Origin of the sequence: Paraburkholderia heleia NBRC 101817 (genome assembly GCF_000739775.1) — a bacterium.
GTDB classification, from domain to species: domain Bacteria; phylum Pseudomonadota; class Gammaproteobacteria; order Burkholderiales; family Burkholderiaceae; genus Paraburkholderia; species Paraburkholderia heleia.
Window position 1 is genome coordinate 105,579 of sequence record NZ_BBJH01000003.1, and the last position, 22,345, is coordinate 127,923.

Here is a 22,345-nt window from a genome sequence, read left to right on the forward strand (position 1 = left end):
TCGCAAACGCAAGACCGGGGATGCAGCGGGCCGCGCATGCTCGCCGCTTCTCGTGCGCCGTGCTTTTCGCCGCGGCGCTGGTTGCCTGCGGAAGGCACACGCCGCCCGAGCAGGCGCGCGAGCCGCGCATGGTCGAACTGGTCAGCGTCGGCACGAGCGCCGCGAGCGCATTGCGCGTGTTCTCCGGTCAGGTCGAGACGACCAATGTTTCCGCCATCGCGTTCGAAGTACCGGGACGCGTCGTGCAGATCGCAGTGCTCGACGGCGCGCGCGTACGGCAAGGCCAGCTGCTCGCCCGCGTGGACGACGAGCCCTACCGGCTCCAGGTGCAGCGCGCGGACGCCCAATACAATCAGCTGGCCGAAGACCTCAAGCGCAAGTCCACGCTGCACGACGAAAACATTCTCTCCGGTGCGGCCTACGACCAGTTGAAGGCCGCGGTCGAGATGGCGCGCGCGCAACGCGACCTCGCGCGCCGCGACCTGCGCAACACCCAGCTTCTCGCGCCGTTCGACGGCCGCATCGCGCGGCGGACTATCGAAACACAGCAGGTGGTGCAGGCAGGCGCACCCGTCTTCACGCTCGAAGCGACTTCGCGGCTGGAAGTGGGCGTGGCGCTGCCGCAGAACGTCGCCGAATCGCTTCCGTTCGGCAGCGCGCTGCGGGCGCGGGCGTGGCCGCCCGATCGGCCATCGACGATTTTTCCGCTCGTGTATCGCGAGCACTCCACCGTTTCGACGCCCGCGGGCAGTGTGTATCGCCTGCTGTTTTCGCTTGCGCGGCCCGAGCAGATCACGCTGCTGCCCGGCATGGCGTTGCGCGTGAGCATCGACGTGCCGGCCCCGGCCGCTGCGCAGTCGTCCTTGACCGTGCCGGTGAACGCGTTGACGGTTGCCGCGGACGGCAGCCGTGCGGTCTGGAAATACGACGCGCAAACGCATCGCGTGCAGCGCACCGCAGTCGAGCTGCACGAGATCCGGCAGAACGACGCCGTGGTGAGCGGCGCATTGCGCGCAGGCGATCGGGTAGTGGCCGCCGGGTCGCAGTTCGTGTCCGAAGGCGAAGAAGTTCGCCCACTGGAAGCGAACCCATGAATCTGGCGCGAGCACTCATCGAAAAACCGCTCATTGCCTGGACCATTGCGCTGGTGTCGTTGATCGGCGGCATCATTGCGTACATCGACATCGGGCGGCTCGAAGACCCGAAGTTTACGATCAAGACCGCCGTGGTGGTGACGCTGTATCCGGGCGCGAGCGCGAGGCAGGTCGAAAGCGAGGTGACCGACCGCATGGAAAGCGCCGTTCAGCAACTGGAGCAGGTGGATTTCATCCGGTCGCGTTCGATGGCGGGCTACTCGGAAGTCCGGGTGCAGATTCGCGACCAGTATGCGTCGAACGTGTTGCAGCAGGTCTGGGAGCAGTTGCGCCGCCAGGTGAACGACGTGACGCCGCGTCTGCCGCCGGGAGCGGGGCCGCCTATCGTGTTCGACCGCTTCGGCGACGTGTACGGAATGTTCTATGCCATCACGGGCAAGGGCTATTCGCCGTCGCAGTTGTTCGACTACGCTCGCGACCTGCGCAAGGAGTTGCTCACCATTCCGGACGTGGCCGATATCGTCATCGCCGGCAATCAGCAGGAGCAGGTCACGATCACGGCGGACCAGTCCCTGCTGGTCGCAAACAATCTTTCGTCGGACGACGTTGCGCAGGCGCTCGGCGTGCAGAACGAAATCCGCAGTGCGGGACGCGAGCGCGTGGGCGACCAGCTCATGCGTCTTTCCCCCACCGGCACGCTCGACACGCTCGCGGCCGTTCGCGCGTTGCCGGTCGGAACGACACCAGGCGAGCTGCTGCTCGGCGACGTGGCCCGCGTCCATTTCGGCTACGCGAGCGTGCCCACCCAGGCGATCCGTTATAACGGTCAGGATGCCTTGACAATCGGCATTAGCGCGCGCTCGGGCGTGAACGTCGTGAAGGTCGGCGAGGAAGTGAAGGCCAAAATGCAGGCGCTCGAACGCGCGAGGCCGCTCGGCATCGAGTTGCATGTGCTTTACGATCAGCCCGAAGCCGTCGATGCGGCCGTGCGCGGCTTCGTGTTCGACGTCATGCTCTCCGTCGGCATCGTGTCGGTGGCACTCGGTATCGGACTGGGATGGCGCGCCGGTGTGGTGCTCGGCATCGAGCTGTTCCTCTCGATTCTCGGCACGCTGTTCGTGATGTACGCGGCGGGTATCGAATTGCAGCGTATTTCGCTCGGCGCGCTGATCATCGTGATGGGGATGCTGACCGACAACTCCATTGTCGTGTGCGAAGGCATGCTCGTGCGCGTGCAAAAGGGCCTTTCGCATGTCGAGGCCGCGGCGCAGGTGCTCAAGCAGGGGCAGTGGCTGCTGCTGGCTTCGACGGTTGTCGGCATCCTCGCGTTTTCGGGCATCGGCATGTCGCCCGATGCGGTAGGCGAGTTCTGTGCCTCGCTCTTTGCGGTCGCGGCGATCTCGCTGCTGCTGAGCTGGGTCATCGCAATCGCGCTCACGCCCTTGCTGGGCTACTATTTCTTCCGCAAAGCGGAAGGAGAGCAGAAGGACCCGTTCGATGCGCCACTGTATCGCCGGTATGGGCGGCTGCTGGGATGGGTCGAGCGCCGGCGCGTGTGGGTCATCGCCTCGATGGTGGTGCTGTTCGCCGTTTGCGTCTGGGGCTTCCGGTTCGTCGAGCAGAGTTTCTTTCCGGCGTCCACCAATCCGATTTTCTACGTCGATATGCGTCTGCCGCGCGGCGCCGACATTCGCACGGTGATGGAGCGCACCAAAGGCCCCGAGAAACTGCTGCTTGCGCAACCCGGTGTGGTGAACGTCGGGACATACATCGGCGGCGGGGCGACGCGTTTCATTCTGGTCTACGACCCCGAGACCCAGGACCCGTCGTACGCGCAGTTCATCGTGACGGTGGACGACGCTTCGCGCATCGACGGCATGATCCCCAAGCTCGATAGCGAACTGCGCGAGCGCTTTCCCGACATGAGCTGGTCGGTCACGCGCCCGAACTTCGGGCCTTCCAGCGGGCTGCCGATCCAGGCGCGCTTTCTCGGTCCCGATCCCGCGGTATTGCGCTCGCTGGGCGCACAGGCCGAGGCCGTGCTGCACAGGGACGCAGGCCTGCAGTCGATACGCAACGACTGGGAAAACCCGGTCAACGTGGTGCGGCCGGTATTCGACGACACGCGTGCCCGCGCGCTCGGCGTGACGCGGCGGCAGCTCAACGACACGCTCGCGTACGCCACGGAAGGCCTGCGTGTGGGGATCTTCCGCGACAACGACCTGCTGCTGCCGATCGTGCTCAACGAGCCTTCCAGCGAAAGCGGCATCGAACGCATGGCGGGCCTGCAGATCTTCAGCCTCGGCCAACGGCGCTACGTTCCCATGGCCGACGTGCTGACCGGTATCACGTACGGTACCGAAGACGGCCTGATCTCGAGGCGCGACCGCATTCGCACACTGACCGTATCGGCGGGCACACTCTATGGCGAAAACAGCGTGGCGGCATTCGATCGCATTCGCGCGCCGGTCGAGGCGATCCCGTTGCCGCCCGGTTACCGGCTCGAGTGGGGTGGCGAGTACGAGTCGTCGAACAAGGCGAAGGAAAGCCTGTTCCGCCAATTGCCGATTGGCTTTGCCGGCATGCTGCTGCTCGTGTTGTTCATGTTCGGGCGGCTCAAGCCCGCGCTCATCGTGCTGCTCGTCGTGCCGATGTCGATCTGCGGCGTGACGATCGGGCTGCTGCTGTTTCGCGGCGCGTTCGGCTTCATGTCGCTGCTCGGGCTGCTCAGCCTCATCGGCATGCTGATCAAGAACGGTGTCGTGCTCGTCGACGAAATCGATCTGCAGATCGCTGCCGGCGTGCCGCGCATGCGGGCCGTGATCGACGGCTCCAAGAGCCGACTGCGCCCGGTCGCGCTCGCGGCGGGCACGACGATACTCGGCATGGTGCCGCTGCTTTGGGACCCGTTCTTCAAGGATATGGCGATCACGATGATGGCGGGCCTCGCGTTCGCGACGGTGCTGACCATGGCGGCGGTACCCGCACTCTACGTGCAGTTCTTCTCGATCCGCAGCGACGAGATAGCGCCGCGCAATTCGAACGGTGCGGACGGAGCCCATCATGAAACGCGATGAGGTTCCATATGTGGCGAATGCAACGCCGGGCGCGCGGCAGATCGTGCGACGCATCGCCCCCGTGCTGCTGGCCGTGTTCGCCGGATGCAGCGGCTCGCTGAAACTGGATCGCCCCCCCGATCTGCCCGCGCAATATCAGTCGAACGAAGCCGATACCGCGAACGCGCAGTCATTCGACGAAACCCAGCTCGCGAACTGGTGGCTTCAGTACGACGACCCGGCGCTCAACACGCTGGTTCAACGCGCGCTGGCGCACAACTACGACCTGGCGCTCGCGGCTACGCGCGTCGACGACGCGCATTCGAACATCCTCGCGGCCCGCTCGGCGTTGCTGCCCACCGTCGGCGTGGGCGTGGAGGCCGCCCGATTCCACGGCGGCGAAACGCAGCTCGAATTTGCGCAGTTTCTCGGCATCACCGATCTCGATGCGCAATTCTGGCGCGTGGGCTTGCAGACGCAGTGGGAAATCGACGTATTCGGCCGCGGGCGCGCGCGTCTTGCCGCCGCGCGCGCGATGACGCTCGCGGCGGCGGGCGATGCGCAGGCCGCGCGGCTCGCCGTGGTCGCCACCGTGGCCGACGCCTACGTGACCTACCGCGGATTGATCGAGCAGCGCCGCTTGATTGTGCAAAGCCGCGAGATCGCAGCGGACTTCGTCGTGATTGCGCAGCACAGTTTCGTGGCCGGCGTGGTGTTGAGCACCGATATCGATGCGGCGCGCGCGGCGCTGGCGCAGATTCAGGCGCGCGAACAGGAGGTCAATAGCGCAATCGTGGCGGCGCGGCTAGCCATCGAGCAGATTTGCGCGGCGAGGCCAGGCGAACTGGCGGACGTGCTCGACGAGACCACGGGCCTGCCGCACGCGCTGTCCGCCATCGCGCCGGGGCAGCCGGTCGATTTGCTCGAACGGCGTCCGGACCTGATTGCCGCGCGCGACCGCCTGTTCGCGAGCCTGCGTCAGGCCGACGTCGCGCGCCTGAACTACTGGCCGACGTTCTCGCTGAGCGCCGTGCTCGCCCGCAATGGCTGGGAAATCGCCGGGCAGTCGCTCGGGACGAGCACGTTATGGCTGTTCGGCGCGGCGGCGGTGATGCCGCTCATCGACTTCGGCGCGCGCGAGTCGCGCGTGCAGGCAACCGACGCCCAGGCGCGCGCAGCGGAAATCGCCTATGAGAAGGCGGCTAGCGGGGCCCTGTTCGACGTCGAGCAGGCGCTCACGCGGCTGTCGCGGCAAACGCAACTGCAGGCCGCGCGCAATGAAGAGGTGGTGCAGCGCCGCACGCTGCTGGGGAAGGTGCAAACGCAGCTGCGCGTGGGCGAGGTGGGGCGCATGGATGTCGATCGCGCGCAGCTCGCGCTCGCGGACAGCGAGGCGGCGCTCGTGCGCGAGCGGGTCGGCGAGCTGAGCGCGCAGATCGCGCTCTTTAGAGCGATGGGCGGCGGCTGGGAAAAAACGGGTACGCCGCTGGAACTGTCGCCCTCGCTGAGCGCGCTCTGGTGAGGCCCGTGTCATCCCGGCTGGCGCCCATCCTCCCAGCGCGGGTCCGCGGTAATCTGCACGGTGAGGCGATTTTCCAGCGGGTTCGCGCTGAGCGCTTCCCAGATGCGTTCGCGCAATCTGTCCTGCGAGGCGAGGTCGTTTAACGCGGACGCCGCGCCGACCAGCATGCTGACCTCGACAAAATTGCGCCGGCCCGCCTGAATGACATGCGTGTGATGGCGCAGAATGCCAAGCTCGTGTTCGAGCTTCGACAGGGCTTGCTCGATCTCGCCGCGCGGATTGTTCTCTTCGGGGCTCATATGCAGCAATTCGGCAAAGCTGGTGCGCACGATCTTCACGGGCGCCGAGAGAAATATCAACGAGAGCCCTGCAGTCATGGCACTGTCGACATAGCGCGCCCATAGATCCTGAAAGCTTTCGGGCAATAAGGAATAGACGAAAAAGCCGAGCAGCGTGGCCGCGCTGAACGAGAATTTCATGATCCATTTCCAGCCGTCGGTTTTGAGCAGCTTGGAATTGATCTGCGCGGCCGCACGCTTCTTGTAGACCACCATGGCGAAGCAGATCACGCTACTCGCGATGCTGATCAGGATCACGCCGTGTGCATCGACCACGTGGCCGCCGGACCGTATCCCTTCAAGCCCGTTCACGAAGCCATACACGCAGACCAGCAGCATCATGAGACCGTTGATGCCATTCACTAGCGGCTCAAGGAACCAGTACCCATATTCGAAGCGCGTCGTCGCCGGCCGGCCGACCACGGTGGCTGCGAGCAATCCAAGCGCGGAACTCACGAGATTGAGCAGATAGAAAATGGCGGTCAGCAGCAGCGTATCGGATTGCACGATGAAGCCATAACCGACGTTGGCCGCGAAACCGAGGCACACGACGTAGATGGAAATCTTCATCGCGCGCTGCTCGACCGCTGCAAGCTGCGCCTTGCGCAAAGCGTAGCTGATAGGCATGGTTCCTCGCTGTCGAACGTTGGGATGCCGCAATGGCGGCGATGAGGCGAAATACGGTCGCAAGGCCGATGGATGCGGGCGGGCGCAATGGCGCGCGGCTAACGCCATGCGGAGGAGCTCAGCCCGAAGATCGCGACGAGTCCGCCGCCCATCACCACGATAAACGCGCACCACTCGGGCCGGGAAAAAAACGCCTGCCCACGCTCGCGCCGCGCCCAGATGTACAGCAGGCTGCCGGGGCCATAGAGCAGCGCGGACATGACGAGCAGTTCCACCCCGCAAGCGTAAAGGAGGAACAGTGTATAAACCGTGGCGATACCCGCAGTGGCATAACGCTGCGTGCGCGTTCGCGCGCTCATGGCCGACTGCGGCAGTGCGCGGATGGCCTTGAGCCCGAAGGTCGCCACGAAGAAGTAGGGGATGAGCGCCATGGCGCTCGTGAGGCGCAGCATGAGCGAGAACGCGTCGGTAGACCAGTACGTGCTGATGACGAAGGCCTGCACCACGCCGCTCGTGAGCCAGATCGCGGCAGTGGGAAGCTGCCGCGCGTTGCGGCGCGCGAAGATGGCTGGCATGGCGTCCGCTTTCGCGCTGGCATACAGCACTTCCGCGCAGATCAGCGACCATGCGAGGTAAGCGCCGAGCACGGAGACGATCAGCGCGCCGCCGATGAACACCGCACCTGGCGGACCGATGACGGCGCCCAGCACCGACGCCATCGAAGGTTGCCGCATGGCGGCGAGGTCCGCGCGCATGAGATGCGCGTAGGGCAGCAGTGTCACGAGCACGAGCAGCAACAGCACGAAGGCGAAGCCGAGTACCGTGGCGGCACCCACGTCCGAGCGCTTTTTCGCATAGCGCGAATACACGCTCGCCCCTTCGATGCCGAGAAACACGAAGACTGTCACGAGCATGGTTCCTTTGACCTGCGAGGCAAGCCCGCTAGCGCTTTGAGCGAGATTGTCCGTAAATGGCTCCGCACTGGCATAGACGCTCAGGATGCCGATAAAAACGAAAATGGGCACAATCTTGACGACCGTGAGAATCGCATTGATGAGGGTGGCCTGCCGAATGCCCCGCAGCAGCATCCAGTGAAATGCCCATATGCCGACGGACGAAACCGCAATGGCAATCGGCGTATTGCCGTTTCCAAATGCCGGCACGAATGCGCCGAGCGTGGATTTGATCAGCACCCAATAAGAGACATTGCCGAAGCAACCGGCCATCCAGTACCCGAACGCAGAAAGAAAGCCGGCGTAGCCGCCAAAGCCGTCGCGTGCATAGGCAAAGATGCCGGAGTCGAGGTCGGGCCGGATTTCGGCGAGTAGCTGGAATACGCGGGCCAGCATATACATGCCGCCTCCCGCAATGCACCATGAGATGACGGCGGCCGCCGGGCCCGCTGCGAGTGCGAAGTTGCGCGGCAGCGAATAAATGCCGGCGCCGACCATGGATCCCACGACCATGGCCGTCAGCACCGGCAGCGACAATTTCTGGTCATCCGTCGATTTCATGTTCGCGCCTTTTTCTGATCTTTGAGCGGTCTAATGCGAGTGCGGGAAATCGCGAAAAAAATGCGCGCCACATTGAATTGCTGAACTATTCTCGAACGAATGTCACGTTGAATGCATCATTTGCGAATCGTATTCCATAATGTTCTTCAGGTGTCCGGAGGATGGATGGCAAACGGTAATTCACCGGATACGTATCGGTTAAATGTTCGCTAATGAATATCCGTGCAAGCGTTAGCAAACCGGCCGAATGAATTAGCGAACCAGCAACGCGCCGCATTAAGGGGGAATGTCATGCGATATCTCGCCGCAACGCTTCTTGGCTCCGTGGTTGTCTCGGTCGCGCTTTCCGGCTGTGAGGCGCCGACTTCAGGCTCTGTCTTCACGCCGGCCCAGGCTCAGCAGGTGTTCGTGATCGAACTCGGTACCGTCGAAACCGTGCGGCCCGTCACGATTCAGCCGGGTCCAACGGGCATCGGCGCGATAACCGGTGGCGCGCTAGGCGGCATTGCGGCTGGCAGCAACATCGGGCGCGGCACGGGTTCCGTTGCGGCGGGCATCGGCGGCGCCGTGCTGGGCGGCGCAGCAGGCAATGCTGTCGAGCAGCGCGTCACGCAGCGGCAAGGGCTTGAAATCGTCGTGCGTCTGGATTCGGGGCAACTCATGTCGGTGGTCCAGGATGCGGATCAGCAGTTCGTTCCGGGCGACCGCGTACGCGTGCTGCTCGGCAACAACTCGGTGCGCGTGACGCGGTGACCCTGCCGGTCCCTGAAGTCTGAGCGGCGGCGCGCCGGCCGCCCGATAAAGCGAATTTCCGGACAACAAGTGAGGAAACCGATGGCCGATACCGAGCAGAAGATGAGTCGCGTGCAGTTGACCGCGATGGTAGTTGGGGGCATGGTGGGCGCCGGCATCTTTTCTCTGCCGCGAACCTTCGCCAGCGCAACGGGGCCGGTCGGCGCGGCGATAGCGTGGCTCGTGGCGGGCGTGGGCATGTATACGCTCGCACGCGTGTTTCAGGCGCTCGCGGAGCGCAAGCCGAACCTCGACGCCGGTGTGTTCGTCTATGCCAAAGAGGGTTTTGGCGATTACCCCGGCTTCCTTTCCGCGTTCGGTTACTGGATCGGCAGTTGCATTGGCAACGTTTCGTACTGGGTACTGATCAAGTCCACGCTGGGCGCGTTTTTCCCGATTTTCGGCGACGGCAATACGGTCACGGCCATCGTCGTCGCTTCGATCGGCATCTGGCTCTTTCACTTTCTCATTCTGCGCGGCGTGAAGCAGGCCGCGGTCATCAACACCATCGTGACGTTCGCCAAGGTCATTCCGATCGTGGTGTTCATCGTGATCCTGCTGTTCGTGTTCAGGTACGGCACTTTCCACCTGAATATCGAGTCCGCGGCGCAGGAGGGCGGCATCATTGGTCAGGTGCGCGCGACCATGCTCGTCACCGTATTCGTCTTTATCGGCATCGAAGGGGCGAGCGTGTATTCGCGCTATGCGAAAGAGCGGGCGGACGTCGGGCGCGCAACGATCTTCGGCTTTGCCGGCGTGACCACGCTCATGGTGCTCGTTTCCATGCTGCCTTTCGCCGTGCTGCCGCGCGGCGATGTGGCGGGCATGCGCCAGCCCTCCATGGCGGCCGTGCTCGAAAGCGTGGTCGGACCGTGGGGCGGGATTTTCGTGAGCGTCGGGCTGATCATCTCGGTGCTCGGCGCGTATCTGGCCTGGTCGCTCATCTGCGCCGAGGTGATGTTCGCGGCGGCGCGCAATCAGGACATGCCGGCCGTGTTCGCGCGTGAAAACGCCAACAACGTGCCAGCCAATGCGCTCTGGATCACGAACATCGTCGTGCAAATCCTGGTGGCAAGTACCTATTTTTCGTACGACGCGTTCGCCCTGATGCTCAATCTCACGAGCGCGATGTCGCTGATTCCCTACCTGTTCGTCGCCGCCTACGGGTGGATTGTCTCGAAACGAGGCGAGAGCTACGAAGTACGGCCCGAAGAACGCACGCGAGATCTCGCCCTGGCGTCGGTCGCGGTGATCTACACGTTGTTCATGATTATTGCCGGCGGCCTCAAGTTCATTTTGCTATCGGCGATTCTCTACGCACCGGGCACCGTGCTGTATTTGATTGCACGGCGCGAGCGCAAGCTGAAGGTTTTCCAGCGGACGAGCGACTGGGTCATTTTCATCGTGGCGGCCGTCGCGGCCATCGCAGGCGTCGTTGCGCTGGCCACGGGCACCATGGCGGTCTAACGGGAACGAGCGGAGATCGATATGTCCAAGGCGAAGGGCGGTGGCAAGAATGAAAAGGGCGAGAAGGTGGAGAAGCCGGAAAAGGCGGACAAGGCCGCGAAGGGCGGCAAGGTAAAGGCGAAGGAAGAGAGCGCGTTGGGTGTGTACTCGGAGGTCGGGCAACTGCGCAAGGTGATGGTGTGCGCGCCTGGCATGGCGCACTCGCGCCTCACGCCGAGCAATTGCGACGAGTTGCTGTTCGACGACGTGCTGTGGGTCGACAACGCGAAACGCGACCATTTCGATTTCGTCACGAAGATGCGCGACCGCGGCGTCGAAGTCGTGGAAATGCACAACCTGCTCGCCGAAACCGTTGCGGTGCCGGAAGGCAAGAAATGGATACTCGACAACCAGATCGTGCCGAACCAGGTCGGGCTGGGGTTCATCGACGAACTGCGCAGCTATCTGGACGGGCTCGGCGATCGCAAGCTGGCCGAGACCTTGCTGGGCGGCCTGTCGATCCACGATTTCCCGGAAGCGCACGGCGGCGCGGCGCTCAAGGTCGTACGCGAAGCGGCTGGCTCCACGGAGTATCTGCTGCCGCCGCTGCCGAACACGATCTACACGCGCGATACCACCTGCTGGATTTACGGCGGCGTGACGCTCAATCCGCTGTACTGGCCCGCGCGGCACGAGGAAACGATTCTTGCCGCGGCGATTTACCAGTTCCATCCCGACTTCGCGGGCAAGGTCAAGGTGTGGTGGGGCGACCCCACGCAGGACCACGGCATGGCGACGCTCGAAGGCGGCGATGTCATGCCCATCGGCAACAAGACGGTGCTGATCGGCATGAGCGAGCGCACCTCGCGCCAGGCGATCAGCCAGCTCGCCGCTACGCTGTTCGAGAAGGGCGCCGCCGAGCAGGTGATCGTGGCGGCGATGCCGAAAATACGCGCGGCCATGCACCTCGACACGGTCTTCACGTTCGCCGATCGCGACTGCGTGCTGATCGCGCCGGATTTCCTCGCGCGTACCCGGACATTCACGTACCGGCCCAGCGATCATCCGGCGGGTGTGGAACTGCATCAGGAGAAAAAGTCCTTTGTCGAGGTGGTGAGCGCGGCGCTCGGCATCAAGAAAATGCGCGTGGTGGAAGCGGGCGGCAACGATTACCAGCGCGAACGCACGCAATGGGACAGCGGCGCGAACCTCGTGTGCACCTCGCCCGGCGTGGTGTTCGCTTACGACCGCAACACCTATACGAACACGCTGCTGCGCAAGGCCGGCATCGAGGTCGTGAGCATCGTGGGCGCGGAACTGGGGCGCGGGCGCGGCGGCGGTCATTGCATGACGTGCCCGATCATTCGCGACGCGGTGGACTTCTAGCGTCGAGGGACGAGATCGTTGCGGGCGCACCGGTGCCGGATCGATGGGGTTTGCGAATTCCATGCTTTCAAAGCTTACGGGCATGCGGGCTGCTGCCTGGTCCTGTGGGGTGCGCAATACGCGCACCTCGCCTCCATCGCAACCGCTTGATCCCCGATCATGGACGATTTCCTCAACCGCTTGTTCCATCTGCAACCCTCGCTGCTCGCCACGATGACGCACGACGTCATGAATGTGATCGTCGCCGTGCTGATCCTGGTGGTCGGCTGGTGGATTTCCCATCGCGTGGCGCACGTGTTCGCGAGCATGCTGGCGCGCTCGCACGCCGATCCGACGCTCGCGCCGATGCTCGCGGGCATGGCCGCGTGGGCGGTGCGCGTGATTGCGCTCGTCGCCGCGCTCAGCGAAGTGGGCATCGCCACGGCTAGCGTGCTCGCCGCGCTGGGCGCCGCCGGCCTCGCCATCGGCCTCGCACTGCAGGGCACGCTGCAGAATATTGCCGCCGGCATCATGCTGCTGATGCTGCGCCCGTTTCGCGCCGGCGACGTGATCGAAGGCAGCGGCGCGGCGGCGGGCATCGTGTGCGAAGTGGGGCTGTTCACCACGCGCATCGAGCGCGGCGACGGCAATGTCGTCTTCGTGCCGAACAGCCAGATATGGAGCAATCCCGTCGTCAACTACAGCAGCGGCGGCACGCAGCGTATCGACGTCACAGTCGATCTCGCGCGGCGCGACCAGGTGGATGCGGCCATCGGCAAGCTCAAGGAGATGGTTAGCGCCGAACCGCGTGTGCAGGGCGGCACGACGCTCGCGCCGACGGTCGCCGTGGACAGTTACCCGTCCGGCGGCGGCGCGCGCCTGCTGGTGCGCGCATGGGTGCGCAACGCCGATGTGCAATACGCCGTCGACGATATACGCGGACATGCACGCGAAGCGCTTGCCACCGCGGGGCTCGCCGTGGCGGGCAACGCGCGCGCGACGGGCGATCATGCAGCGCTCACGCGCTCGTGAGCCGTGGTTCAAACGTCACGCCAGAGCATGCCGAGCGCGTTAGGGCACGTCGAGCGCGTTAGAGCACGTTGAGCATGGCGAGGGCGCTTTCCTGCAGATGCGGCAGGACACGCTGGAGAGCGGCCTCGGGGCTTTCTTCGCCCATCGGCATGTTGGTGCTGAGCGCAGCGACCACCTCGCCGTTGCGATTCCTGAGCGGCACGGCAATGCCGCGCACGCCCACCTGCAACTGCTGCTCGATGAGCGCATAGCCATCCACGCGCGCATTCACGATCTTCTCGCGCAGACGCGCGCCGCTCGTGATGGTATGCGGCGTGAAGGGCGACAGCTCGACCGTGTCGAGCCAAGCCGAAACCGCTTGCTGGTCGGCCTCGTGCGCGAGCAGCACCACGCCCGGCGAGATGAGCGGCGCGGGCACGCGCGCGCCGAGCACGAAGCCCGTCGTCATCACGCGCGAGACGCCATTGCGCGCAATCACGACGAGGTCCCAGTCGTCGAGCACGCTCACATAGGCCGATTCGTTGAGCGTCGCGCTCAACTGCTGCAGATAAGGCTGCACGGTGCGCGGCAGACGCGCCGAATCGAAGTAGGACCAGCCTACGCGCAGCACGCGCGGCGTGAGGCCGTACAGCCGTCCGTCCGTGTACACATAGCCCAGCGACTCGAGCGTGAGCAGATAACGGCGCGCGGCGGTGCGCGAGAGGCCCGTGCGTTCCGCCGCCTGGGTGGGGGTCATGCGCGCGTGTTCGCTGTCGAAGGCTTCGAGAATCGCGAGGCCCTTTTCGAGCCCCGCGATCCAGTCGCGCCGGTCCAGTGGCGGTTTCTTCATCGGCGTGCAAGACCCGGTACAGGATGGCCTGAACAAGGGAAAAAGCCGCAGGCGCCAAACGTCTGCGGCTTGCGAGCGAACGATCCGTTCCTGCTCACGCCGGCTTCATGCGCGCCGCTACGATCAGCGAGATCAGGCAGCCTGTCGCCAGGTACGCGGCGACGAGGTGCCACGTACCGCCGCCAAAGCCCACCAGCGCGACGGCGATGAACGGTGTGAAGCCGCCGCCCACCACGCTCGCGAACTGGTAGCCCACGCCCGCTCCGCTGTAGCGGTACTCCGCGCCGAACAGCTCGGTGAAGAGCGGTTGCTGCACACTCACGACCATGTCGTGGGCGATGTTCGCGAGCATCACGGAGAAGATCACGATCCAGACCGTGGCCCGCGCTTCGAGCGCGAGGAAGAACGGCACGGCGCTCAACAAGCCGATGAACGCGCCGATCAGATAGATGCGGCGCAGTCCGAGGCGATCGGCGAGCCACGCGAAGCAGGGGATCGTCACGCACGAGAGCGCGCCGACGAACAGGCCGATGCCGAGGAAGAGATCGCGCGACATGCCGAGGTTGCTGGTCGAATAGCTCAGCGCGAAGGCGGTCACGATATACATCGTGAAGAGTTCGGCAAGGCGAAGCGCGACGATGTAGAGAAACGCCTTGGGGTGACGCGTGAGCGCTTCGAGCACCGGCATCTTGAGCTTGCGGTGACCGTGCTCGACCTTCTCGACGAACTCGCGCGACTCGTCCATGCTCGAGCGCACCCACAGGCCCACGAGCACGAGGACGACGCTGAAGAGGAACGGCAGACGCCAGCCCCAGGAACGGAACGCCGCGTCGCCGAGCAGGTGGCTCAGGAGCGCAACGAGGCCGGTAGCGAGCACGAGGCCCACGCCGTAGCCGACCTGCACGCCGCTGCTATAGAACGCCTTCTTGCCGCGCGGCGCGCTTTCCACGGCCATGAGCGCCGCGCCGCCCCATTCGCCGCCCACGGCGAAGCCTTGCAGCGCGCGCATCGTGACGAGCAGCACGGGCGCCCACCAGCCGATGGTCGCAAAGGTCGGCAAGAGACCGATGGCAACGGTGGAAAGGCCCATCATCATGACGGTCAGGACGAGCATGCGCTTGCGGCCGAGCCGGTCGCCGAAGTGGCCGAACACGACGCCGCCGAGCGGCCGAAAGAGAAAGCCCACGCCGAAGGTCGCGAATGCGGCGAGCGTGCCCATGGACCGGCCGACCTGCGGGAAGAACGCCACGTTGAACACCAGCGCGGCGACAATGCCGTAGAGCAGGAAGTCGTACCAGTCGACGACCGCGCCGACGAAACTGCCGAGCGCCGCCTTGCGGGCCTGGCTGCGTGACGGGGCGAGAGGGGCGGCTTCGGGCGAGCCGGTGGTGCCGAGGCTTGGGGTCATGAGTTGTCTCCAGACTTTTGCGCATGTGCCATGCTGCGAGATGCGCGAAACGTGAGACGCAGCATAGGGCGGGGCGCACAGTCCGGCAATGCGCGGCGGCGCCGTTTTGCGCGATTATCGCCCAGATGCGTGCGATTATCGAACGCTTTGCGGGTTTGCACCGAGATGGCGCGTGGACTGCCCGCGCACGGCGGTCTTCGTCAAAATGAACGAACTGGTTAAAATCGGCCTGCTTCGTTTGCCAGCTCATTGGCCAGAATCGCGCGCCCCGAAGCTGGCGGCGTGGCGGTGAAGTATCCGTTTCAGCGCTTGCGTCAGGAGCCTACTGCATGTCCAGCCCCGCTAATCCTCCGCCGCAGGCGGACAATCCGCTCGGCATGGCCGGCCTCGAGTTCGTCGAGTTCGCCGCGCCCGAGCCTGCCGACCTTGGCCGCCGTTTCGAACAGTTCGGGTTCAAGGCGATCGCTCGTCACGTGAGCAAGGCGGTCACGCTCTACCGCCAGGGCGAGATGAACTTCCTGCTGAATGCCGAGCCCGACTCGTTCGCCGCGCGTTACGCGCAGGAGTACGGCATGGGCATCTGCGCGATCGGCGTGCGCGTCGACAATGCGAGGCGCGCGTTCGAGCACGCCATTTCGCTCGGCGCGTGGGCGTTCGAAGGCGAGCGCCTCGGGCCCGCGGAGCTGCAGATTCCCGCGATCCAGGGCATTGGCGATTCGCACCTCTATTTCATCGACCGCTGGCGCGGCCGCGGCGGCCAGCGCGGCGGCGTGGGCGATATTTCGATCTTCGACATCGACTTCCGGCCCATCGACGTCGCCACCGCGCATACCGATCTCGACCATGGCGGCACCGGCCTCACGCGCGTCGATCACCTTACGCAAACGGTGGGGGCGGGGCGCATTGCGGAATGGCTCGACTTCTATCGCGACCTGCTGCATTTCCGCGAGATCCACGAGATCAACGCGAACTGGCACGTGTCCGAGGAGTCTCGCGTGATGGTGTCGCCCGACGGCGAGCTGCGCATTCCTGTTTATGAGGAAGGCACGCGGCGCACGCAGCTATTGCACGACTATCTGCCCGAGCATCCCGGCGAAGGCGTGCAGCACATCGCGCTGGCAAGCAGCGACATCCTCGCGAGCGTCGACGCGCTCATGGCCAATGGCGTGGAATTCGTCGAACCGCCGCCCGCTTACTATGACTCCGTGGATGCGCGCTTGCCCGGTCACGGCGTGGACCTGGCGGCGCTGCGCAAGCGTCATGTGCTGATCGACGGCGAGATGGGCGAAGACGGCGTGCCGCGGCTCTTTTTTCAGACGTTTGCCAAACGCCATCCCGGCGAGATCTTTTTCGAAGTCGTGCAGCGCAGCGGCCACCACGGTTTCGGCGAAGGCAATCTCGACGTGCTCGCGCGCTCGCGCGAGGCGGGCGCGCCGCGCGGCTAAATAGCGAAATTTGCCACGTTAGCTTTTCGAGTGTATTCGGACGGTTACTTCGTGGCCGCGCCCGCCGTCCGGCGCGTGCGTGGCGCGCCGGGCGTCGTGGACGCGGCAGACGCGGCGGCGCGCGGCGAGACCATCGTGCGGCAGCGATGGCGAATCTCCTTGCTGAACTCGGTGCACGCCTGGGTCATCAGGTCCGTGGACCGGTAGACCATGAACACGTGGAAGTCGGGCAGCTCGTCGCGAATGGGGAGCCTGCGCAACGCGTCGCGCCGGAGGACGAGCGGCCCGTTCATGCCGTAGAACACGAAATCCGACCACATGCTGATCACATCCGTGCAGGTCGCGAGCTGCAGGCCGAGCAGGTTCGACACGCTGTGCACGACGCGCCTGGGCATGTCGAGGCGATTGACGCGCATGAGGCTCGCGAGCGGGCTGCCGGGATCGTCCAGCGGGTCGAGCGTGAGCCAGTCGGCCTCGAGCAGATCGCGCAGGCGCGTGGCGCGCGCAAGCGGATGGCCGGGGCGCGTGGCGAGCACCATGCCCACGGAGAAAAGCGGCTCCCACTGAAACGCGCTTGTGCCGGGGCCGCTGTTCGTCGAGATAAGCGCGAGGTCGAGGCGGCCTTCGCGCAACCCTTCGAGTATCTGCTGCGGCCGCATTTCATAGGCATGCACCGCCACGCCCGGAAAGCGCGCGCGAAACGCCGCGATGGATTCGGGCAGCGGCCCGCTCGATGCCACGGCGGAAAAACCGATGTTCAATTGCGCCTCGGCATGGCCGCGCATGCCTTCGATATCTTCCAGCGCGTGGCGCAACTCCTGTTCGACCACGCTCGCGCGCCTCGCGAGCGCGCGCCCGTAATTCGTGAGGCTCACGCCGCGCACCGAACGCGACATGAGCGTCACGCCCAGTTCGCGCTCCAGTTCCGCAATCGCCTTGGAAAGCGCCGGCTGCGAGATGTGCAGGCTGCGCGATGCCTCGTGCATGCTGCCGTGCTGCGCGAGCGCGAGCAGGACGCGCAACTGGTGCAGTTTCATCGGTGGTGCTCCCCGCGCGTGGCGCTTCTGTGTACTCCGGTCGGAAGAGATTCTAAACGTTGCGCAACGCCATGAAGACGGGAGCGGATACGCGGCGTTACGTCGATACCTTGCCGACCAGATGAAAACGCGAAGACGGATGCCAAAGCTCGACAGCCGTCGCCACCGCGCTGCCGACCCACGTACGCCGCCACATCAGCAGGCAGGGCTCGCCAATATTCATCGAAAGATGGCGCCGTATGTCCGCGTCCGGCTTTTGCGCGTAGATCCGGAACTCCGCCCGTTGAACCGGCGCGAGCCTCATCATGTAGTGGTTCGGCGTTTCCAGCGTGAAGTCCTGCTCCAGATACGCCGGAAACACATGCGGGTTGACGTAGCGGTCCTCGTACAGGATCGGTTCGTCTTCCTCGTAGTGGACGATACGCGAATGGAACGCGGAGCCGCCGGCAAGCTCGAGCGCGGCCATCGCCTGATCGTTCGCGCTCGCTTCCAGTGTCAGCACCCGTGCGCTGTGCCGGTGGCCCCGCGCGGCGATTTCGTCGGCGATATTGCGAACCTCGAGCACGGTCGATTCGACGTCGCGCGACGCGACGAACGTTCCCGCGCCCTGGACGCGTCTGAGCACATGCTCGGCCGACAGTTCGCGAAGCGCGCGCGATACGGTCATGCGCGCGACGCCGAATTCCTTGACAAGCTCCGTTTCCGACGGAATGGCTTCACCCGGCTTCCAGGTGCCGTCCGCGATTCGGTCGACCACGTAGCGCTTGATCTGCTCATACGCCGGAGCGACCTTGTGCGCTGTCGCGGAACGCGTCGAATTGTCGATGAGCGAAGATGGCGCGTTCATGTCTGACCTCGCTTCAGACGCCGATCGCGCCGGGAAGCGCGTCGTTGCTTGCCGGGGTTGCCGTGCTGCGCGCGTTTGGCAGCGTGTCGCGTTCCGTTGCCTGCGGGGCGGGCCTCGCGCCGTCTCGTGCGGGGCCGGGAAGCGGCGGCGGGGCGCCGTCGGCGACGAGGCGAAACGCGAACGTCATGTCGTCGGAGAGCGGGCGGTCGTCGCGATAGGTCGGCAGCGTGGCGCGCACGCGGGCATAGAGCGCGTCCGTGTATGGGGCGCGCGCCGCGTCGAGCGGCTGCAGGTCGTAGGCTTGCGCCGCGGCGAGCAGTTCGATGCCGAGGATCCGGTTGCTGTTCTCGATGATCGTGAGCGCCTTGAGCGCGGCGGGCGTCGCATGGCACAGGTGGTCCTCCTGCAGCCCCGAGGTCACGCCGCCGTCGAGACTCGCGGGCGCCGCTTCACGGCGGTTCTGCGCGACGAGCGATGCTGCCGTGTACTGCGCGATCATGAACCCCGAGCGCGTGCCGCCCGCGTGAGCGAGGAAGGCGGGCAGGCCGCTCACAAGCGGGTTCACGAGGCGGTCGAGGCGCCGTTCTGCCATTGCCGCGACCTGCGCAATCGCGGTTGCGAGACTGTCCATCGCCAGTGCGATCGAGGCGCCGACCGCATGCGCCTGCGAGTAGACCTGCGGCGCTTCCGGTGTGCCCGCAACGATCGGATTGTCGGTCACCGAGGCAAGCTCGCGGTTCACGACTTCGGCCGTCGCGGCGAGCGTGTCTCGCGCCGCGCCGTGCACGTGCGGAATCGTGCGCACGCTGAGCGGGTCCTGCGTGTGCCGCCCGAGCGACTTTTCGAGCAGCGAGCTGCCGGCGAGCGCCGCGCGCAGGCGCTCGCCAACGCGGGCGAGGCCCGGCGAGATGCGAAACGCGAGCGAACGCGTGTCGAACGCCGCGATCTGCCCGCCAAGATTCTCGAAACTCATTGCGGCGACGACGTCCGCCCAGTCGAGCAGCCGCTGAGCGCGCTGAAGCGCGAGCGCGGCGAGCCCGGTCACGCACGGCGTGCCATTTACGAGGCTCAATCCCTCCTTCGCCTCGAGCGACAGGGGCTGCAGGCCGAGCCGCTGCAGGGCTTGCGCGCCGCTCAGGCGCTCGCCGTTCCAGCGCACCTGTCCCGCGCCCACGCACACGAGCGCGATGTGCGCCATGTGGCTCAGATAGCCGACGGAACCGAACGCGGGCACCTCGGGCAGGCAGTTCGCCTCCAGCAGCGTGGCGAGCCGCTCGACGACTTCGAGTCGCACACCCGAATGCCCATGTGCGAAGTTGTTGATGGCCGCAGCCATGATTGCGCGCGTTTCCTCTGCGCCGAGCGCCTCGCCTACGCCCACCGCATGGCTCATCAGGATGTTGTGCGAGAGGTCGTGCTGTTCGTCTTGCGAGACGACTACGTCGCACAGCGCGCCGACGCCCGTGTTCACGCCATACGCGCGGATGCTGCGCGCGACGATCTGTTCGACGAGCGCCCGTGCGCCGCGAATGCTTGACTGTGCGTGCGCGCTGAGCATCAGCGGTTCACCCGCTGCAATGGCTGCGATGTCGCGCCAGTCGAGCGGATCCTGGGTACGTACGATTGTCATGAGAGTGCTTGTGCGTTGCGCGGGTTCAGTGAGCGTTGCGGTCCTGGTGACTCGAAACGAACTGCCTGAAACGGTCCGACTTCAGTTCGCCGAACACCTCGTCTGGCGTGCCGTCCGAATCCACCTGGCCCTGATGCAGGAACATCACGCGATTCGAGACGTGGCGCGCGAAGCCCATCTCGTGCGTGACGACGAGCATCGTGCGGCCTTCGGCGGCGAGCGTGCGCATCACGCGCAGCACTTCGCCGACCAGCTCGGGATCGAGCGCCGACGTCGGCTCGTCGAACAGCATCACCTTGGGATGCATGGCGAGCGCGCGCGCAATCGCGACGCGCTGCTGCTGACCGCCCGACAGATGGGCCGGATAGTGGCCGCGCTTGTCCGCGAGACCGACCTTGGCGAGCAGCGCTTCGGCTTCTTCGACCGACTCGGCGCGGCTGCGCTTGAGCACGCGCATGGGCCCTTCGATCAGGTTCTCCAGCACGGTCATGTGCGACCACAGGTTGAAATTCTGAAACACCATGCCGAGCTGCGAGCGCACGCGGTCGACCTGGCGGCGGTCGCCCGGCTGCAGCCTGCCGTCGCGGCAGCGCTTCATCTTGAGCGCCTCGCCTGCGAGCGCGACCGAGCCGTCGTCCGGCGTCTCGAGCAGGTTCAGGCAGCGCAGGAACGTGCTCTTGCCCGAGCCGCTCGCGCCGAGAATCGAAATGACGTCGCCCTCGTGAGCGTCGAGCGAAATGCCCTTCAGGACGTGATGGTCGCCGAACGATTTATGGATGTTGCGCACCGACAGCGCAACGGGTGCAGATGGGTTCATCAAACTCTCCAGATGGGGCAGCGGGTCACGATGCGGCGCGGCGCGCTTCGAGCGGCGCGGCGGGCTTGCGTACGGCGGGCGGCGCCGCACGCAGGTGGCGCGACAGCCGGTGCTCGATGAAGCCGATTACGCGCACGACGACGAAGTTCAGGAACAGGTAGATCAGCGCGGCGCACGTGAACACTTCGGTGGTGCGATAGGTCTGCTGGATGATCTGCTGCGCGACGCCCGTCACTTCCCAAACGGTGACGAGGCTCGCCAGCGCCGTCGACTTGACGAGCAGCACGGCTTCCGTCGAATACGCGGGCAGGCACTGGCGCAGCGCGATCGGCCCGATCACGCGGCGCAGCAGGGCGAAACCGGAAAGGCCGATCGAGTATCCGGCTTCGATTTGCCCGACGGGGACCGCCATCAGGCCGCCGCGGATGATTTCGGCCGTATATCCCGCCGTGCACAGCGCGAGCGACAGGACCGCGCAGACATAGGGTTCGCGCAGCACCGGCCACAGAAAGCTTTCGCGAATCACGCCGAACTGACCGAGGCCGTAATAGACGAGGAACATCTGGATGAGCAGCGGGGAGCCGCGAAATACGAGGATGTACGCGCGCGCGAACCGGTTCGGCAGCCAGTGCGGCGAGACGCGCATCGTGACGATCACGAGCGAGAGCAGACCGCCCAGCACGAGCGAGGCGAAGAAAAGACCGAGCGTAGTCGGCACCGCGCCGATGAGCTGGCGCAACGTGTCGAGCAGGAACGCGAAATCGATAGTCATGATGGAGCGCTCTCCGATCAGTTGCGCGCGAAGTTGCGCTTGAATGAGCGGCCGACGACCGCTTCGGCGCGGGCGAAGACACGGTTCGAAACGCCCGTCATGGCGAGATAGAGCAGGCCGCCAACGACGAAGAAGAGGAAGTACTGATGCGTCGAGCCGGCCGCGATCTGGCTCGCGCGCAGCAGTTCAGCGAGACCCGTGACCGATATCAGCGCGGAATCCTTGAGGCTCAGTTGCCAGACATTGCCGATGCCGGGCAGCGCGTAGCGCAGCACCTGCGGGATCAGGATGCGGCGGAACATCGTCAGCGTCGGCATGCCAATGGCGCGAGCGGCTTCGAGTTCGCCGCGCGCGACCGCGAGCACGGCTGCGCGATAGACCTCGGCCTGATAGGCGCCCGAAATCATGCCGACCGCGAACGCCCCGACCGCGAAGGGCGGCACGCCGACGAAACCTTCGGCGCCGAACCACTGGCCGACGGTGGTGACCAGCGAGGAGCCGCCGAAATAGAACAGATAGATGACGAGCAGTTCGGGCACGCCGCGAAAGACGGTCGTGTAGAAGTCGCCGAATACGCGCAGCACGCGCCAGCGCGAGAGTTTCGCGGCGGCAATGAGCGCACCGAACACCGCGCCGATAGCCAATGCGGCAAGCGTGAGCACGACGGTCATCAACGCGCCGAGAAGCAGCACGCTACCCCAGCCGTCCGGCCCGAGGCCGAGTGTGTTGAATAGCGATAACAGAGACATGGCTTGGATCCACGCGGGTCGGGAA

The 22,345-nt window shown here is 65.2% G+C and carries 18 protein-coding genes; 8 read left to right on the plus strand and 10 right to left on the minus strand.

The features are described 5' to 3' along the window. Positions 1-20 precede the first annotated feature (20 nt). From BHE01S_RS02430 to BHE01S_RS02440, 3 genes are read left to right on the plus strand one after another with little or no spacing between them, the layout of a single operon-like run. Positions 21-1,094 (plus strand): efflux RND transporter periplasmic adaptor subunit, encoded by a 1,074-nt coding sequence (locus BHE01S_RS02430; RefSeq protein WP_245639622.1) that lies wholly within the window; start codon positions 21-23, stop codon positions 1,092-1,094. Continuing rightward, positions 1,091-4,171 (plus strand): efflux RND transporter permease subunit, encoded by a 3,081-nt coding sequence (locus BHE01S_RS02435; protein ID WP_042260213.1) that lies wholly within the window; start codon positions 1,091-1,093, stop codon positions 4,169-4,171. Before BHE01S_RS02430 ends, BHE01S_RS02435 begins: the two co-directional genes overlap by 4 nt. Then, positions 4,158-5,672, plus strand: coding sequence for an efflux transporter outer membrane subunit (locus BHE01S_RS02440; RefSeq protein WP_052405658.1), 1,515 nt, complete (start codon positions 4,158-4,160; stop codon positions 5,670-5,672). Before BHE01S_RS02435 ends, BHE01S_RS02440 begins: the two co-directional genes overlap by 14 nt. Before the next feature lie 8 nt (positions 5,673-5,680). Here BHE01S_RS02440 and BHE01S_RS02445 read toward each other — a convergent pair whose 3' ends face one another. Then, the gene (locus BHE01S_RS02445; protein ID WP_157025085.1) at positions 5,681-6,811 is read right to left on the minus strand and encodes a cation diffusion facilitator family transporter; all 1,131 of its coding nucleotides are present in this window, start codon (positions 6,809-6,811) and stop codon (positions 5,681-5,683) included. Next, the gene (locus tag BHE01S_RS02450; protein ID WP_042260218.1) at positions 6,736-8,151 is read right to left on the minus strand and encodes a basic amino acid/polyamine antiporter; all 1,416 of its coding nucleotides are present in this window, start codon (positions 8,149-8,151) and stop codon (positions 6,736-6,738) included. The genes BHE01S_RS02445 and BHE01S_RS02450 overlap by 76 nt, the downstream gene beginning before the upstream one ends. Positions 8,152-8,442: 291 nt before the next feature. On the opposite strand from BHE01S_RS02450, the gene BHE01S_RS02455 reads away from it, so the two are divergent. The 4 genes from BHE01S_RS02455 (at position 8,443) to BHE01S_RS02470 (ending at position 12,786) form a co-directional block, all read left to right on the plus strand. Further along, entirely contained in the window at positions 8,443-8,904 is a 462-nt protein-coding gene (locus BHE01S_RS02455) for an outer membrane lipoprotein (RefSeq protein ID WP_042260221.1), read from the plus strand. A gap of 81 nt (positions 8,905-8,985) precedes the next feature. Beyond that, a complete protein-coding gene (locus tag BHE01S_RS02460) occupies positions 8,986-10,410 on the plus strand; it encodes a basic amino acid/polyamine antiporter (protein WP_042260223.1) in 1,425 nt (474 codons plus the stop codon). Positions 10,411-10,584: 174 nt separating this feature from the next. Further along, positions 10,585-11,775, plus strand: coding sequence for an arginine deiminase (locus BHE01S_RS02465; RefSeq protein ID WP_245639630.1), 1,191 nt, complete (start codon positions 10,585-10,587; stop codon positions 11,773-11,775). Positions 11,776-11,934: 159 nt separating this feature from the next. After that, the gene (locus tag BHE01S_RS02470) at positions 11,935-12,786 is read left to right on the plus strand and encodes a mechanosensitive ion channel family protein (RefSeq protein ID WP_042260227.1); all 852 of its coding nucleotides are present in this window, start codon (positions 11,935-11,937) and stop codon (positions 12,784-12,786) included. A gap of 58 nt (positions 12,787-12,844) precedes the next feature. Here the strand turns inward: BHE01S_RS02470 and BHE01S_RS02475 are convergent, their stop codons facing one another. Both BHE01S_RS02475 and shiA read right to left on the minus strand, forming a co-directional pair. Further along, a complete protein-coding gene (locus tag BHE01S_RS02475; RefSeq protein ID WP_042260231.1) occupies positions 12,845-13,615 on the minus strand; it encodes an IclR family transcriptional regulator domain-containing protein in 771 nt (256 codons plus the stop codon). 94 nt (positions 13,616-13,709) lie between these two features. Continuing rightward, a complete protein-coding gene (gene shiA, locus BHE01S_RS02480) occupies positions 13,710-15,023 on the minus strand; it encodes a shikimate transporter (RefSeq protein WP_042260234.1) in 1,314 nt (437 codons plus the stop codon). Between the two features lie 329 nt (positions 15,024-15,352). Between shiA and BHE01S_RS02485 the strand changes: the two genes are divergently transcribed. After that, entirely contained in the window at positions 15,353-16,468 is a 1,116-nt protein-coding gene (locus tag BHE01S_RS02485) for a 4-hydroxyphenylpyruvate dioxygenase family protein (RefSeq protein ID WP_042260236.1), read from the plus strand. A 44-nt stretch (positions 16,469-16,512) separates the two neighbouring features. Here BHE01S_RS02485 and BHE01S_RS02490 read toward each other — a convergent pair whose 3' ends face one another. The 6 genes from BHE01S_RS02490 to BHE01S_RS02515 form a co-directional block, all read right to left on the minus strand. Beyond that, a complete protein-coding gene (locus tag BHE01S_RS02490) occupies positions 16,513-17,505 on the minus strand; it encodes a LysR family transcriptional regulator (protein ID WP_084068496.1) in 993 nt (330 codons plus the stop codon). 97 nt (positions 17,506-17,602) lie between these two features. Next, on the minus strand, positions 17,603-18,352 hold the full coding sequence (hutC, locus tag BHE01S_RS02495; protein ID WP_062859873.1) for a histidine utilization repressor: 750 nt from the start codon (positions 18,350-18,352) through the stop codon (positions 17,603-17,605). 13 nt (positions 18,353-18,365) lie between these two features. After that, positions 18,366-19,982 carry an HAL/PAL/TAL family ammonia-lyase gene (locus BHE01S_RS02500; RefSeq protein WP_042260238.1) on the minus strand — a complete coding sequence of 539 codons (1,617 nt, stop codon included), beginning with the start codon at positions 19,980-19,982 and terminating at the stop codon, positions 18,366-18,368. Between the two features lie 25 nt (positions 19,983-20,007). Then, on the minus strand, positions 20,008-20,799 hold the full coding sequence (locus BHE01S_RS02505) for an ABC transporter ATP-binding protein (protein WP_042260704.1): 792 nt from the start codon (positions 20,797-20,799) through the stop codon (positions 20,008-20,010). 25 nt (positions 20,800-20,824) lie between these two features. Then, positions 20,825-21,571, minus strand: a complete 747-nt coding sequence (locus BHE01S_RS02510) for an ABC transporter permease (protein WP_042260241.1) — start codon at positions 21,569-21,571, stop codon at positions 20,825-20,827. 17 nt (positions 21,572-21,588) lie between these two features. Then, positions 21,589-22,320 carry an ABC transporter permease gene (locus tag BHE01S_RS02515; protein ID WP_042260243.1) on the minus strand — a complete coding sequence of 244 codons (732 nt, stop codon included), beginning with the start codon at positions 22,318-22,320 and terminating at the stop codon, positions 21,589-21,591. Positions 22,321-22,345: the final 25 nt, after the last annotated feature.